The sequence below is a fragment of the Allosphingosinicella sp. genome (assembly GCF_059502505.1).
Genome location: NZ_JCACEU010000010.1, coordinates 1 through 2,167, shown reverse-complemented (window position 1 = coordinate 2,167; position 2,167 = coordinate 1). Strand labels below are relative to the sequence as shown.

Genomic DNA, 2,167 nt, shown 5'->3' with positions numbered 1-2,167 from the left:
ATCGTGGCAGTCTTCACGGACGAGGGCATCTCAGGAGCCAAAGGCAGAGACCAGCGACCGGGCTACGATGCTCTGCTAAAGGGTGTCGCTCGACGTGAGTTCGATCTGGTCGCTGCTTGGTCCGTGGATCGCCTTGGACGCTCGCTTCAAGACCTTGTGGCTTTCCTCGCCGACATTCAGAACCGGGAGATTGGGCTTTATCTGCACGTCCAAGGGCTCGACACAACCACGCCAAGCGGACGGCTGCTGTTCTCGCTCCTGTCAGTATTTTCCGATTATGAGAGAGCCATGATCCGGTCTCGCGTTATGGCTGACTTAGATCGGGTTCGTGGGACAAAGCGCCTTGGTCGTCCACCTATGCCTGAGACTCGGATCGAGCAGATCAAGCAAGTCCTGATGAGCGGCAAAGGCATTCGGGCAACAGCAAGAAAGACCGGAGCAAGCACCACTTCTGTGATGCGGATTGCACGGTCCATGACGGTCACAGAGAGCCGTGAAGAGACCGCTTTGGCTGAGTGTTGATCAAAGCTTATAAGTCCGTGTGCTGATCGCACCCGAACTGCTGCATGTCCTCGTCTGTTCATGATCACTCGTTCCTCGTGATCACTCTCGATCTCAGACAAGCAGCACTGATAATCAATCTTATCTGAAGCAATCTCTCGCTTCCATTCACATCCTAGATCATTACGCTTTATCTCCCCCTGACCTGATCAAAAGATTGAACAGATCAAGGGGAGATAAAACATATTCACATCCTGAGTCGGTGAACGTCCAACAAGCCACGTAGCCGGTCTTACCCGGCGCTGGCGGTTTCCCTGTACCAGCTTTGCAGCCCTATCTCGGTCAGTCCCACCTATGATCGGAAGTTTGAGGCTTGTCGGGCGTGTGCGGTATGAAGAGTACCGCCCTTTCACGCCACGGGCCTTGCCTTCCCGGTGGACTAGATGACCAAACGGTCGTTGATGAGGGGCATCAACACTCACGTCACCAGACAGTTGGAGGATCGGCGACGCGCGGATAAGGGCCAAAGGGTACAAGGCGCACTTATCCTGTCATTGAGGTGCCTTCTTGCGAGGACGCCATTCTGGTGGCGCTCGCCGAGCAGCCGCGACTATCCCGGCCCTCTAATCCGGGTAGCCCCTTGCTAGGCATCGTGCTCCTAGCAAGTTCGGCTCGTCGGTCGCTCTAACCTCATAGGCCCGGTCAGTCCTCCCGGTATGCCCGTTTTTGGGTGGGAGAACCCATCATGCCTCCCTGAGCGTATATATAACAAAGTATAGTGGTAAAATTTGGAGACTAAATTGCTCGTCATCCGTATTTATTAGACCACAAGGTGCCATCTTTGGGCAAAATATAAATCTATATCCATCTTAAATTAAAATAATGATCATCAGAGATGTCCTTGGTATTCTGACTTTATTGAAGCAAAGGACATTTCAAATGCATAAGTTCATCTACACATACTCGCTTGAGCCCAAGTACGACACCGATTCTCTTCGATGTGAGGCCGGTAAGCTGGCGAGTAAATTGTTTGGGCGGCAAGGCTCTCGGTGGGAGTCTTGGCTAGATGGCCAGACACTCGTCTTCGGATTTGCCAGCAGCGAGGATCAGAAGACCTTCACTTGGGAGTGGGAGTTGCCCCTGTTTAAGCAGGAGTGGGCTTCGAGAAGGGCTCAGATAGGGGCTCATCTAAGGAAGGTAAGGGCTCAGCTAAGGAAGGCACGATGACGAGCTTTTCTATTACCCACACAATCCCGAGCGAGACCATTCGAGCGACCGCGAGCACCATGGCCGACAGGTCCGCAAGCTACGGCGGTGATCCTAATGTCAAAAGCTTCACGCGGGCTGCTGCCTACATTGAGATCGCCATGCTGCGTGAAGCTCTCTACACACTAAACCAGCCCCGCCAGATTATACAATGGACCCAAACCCGTGAGGGAGCGGTCGAGGTTACTACCATCTTCGAGACCGAAGCAGATCGGGACGCCTTCGCAACGGCAATCGCCCTACGTAGTTAGAGCGGGTTGTAATCGCCGCATCCGGTGCGGGAGTGGGTCTCTACTCTCGCACCGGGTGACTGAATGGTGGTCCTGTCGTCTACGAGCACGAACCACGAGATTGCGGCCAAACAGAAATCTGCACCTTGACCCCTATGACGAGGGATCAT

At 53.7% G+C, this 2,167-nt stretch carries 2 protein-coding genes; both read left to right on the top strand.

The genetic code is table 11. From position 1 onward, the window contains the following. On the top strand, positions 1-522 hold a 522-nt coding region (locus AC5JBD_RS00390; protein WP_495719772.1), incomplete at its 5' end, for a recombinase family protein. Positions 523-1,724: 1,202 nt separating this feature from the next. Next, positions 1,725-2,018, top strand: coding sequence for a hypothetical protein (locus AC5JBD_RS00385; protein WP_495719771.1), 294 nt, complete (start codon positions 1,725-1,727; stop codon positions 2,016-2,018). Positions 2,019-2,167 lie beyond the last annotated feature (149 nt).

Coding starts and splice junctions, on each gene's coding strand:
- AC5JBD_RS00385 (WP_495719771.1), top strand. CDS start 1,725: ATGACGAGCTTTTCTATTACCCACACAATCCCGAGCGAGACCATTCGA.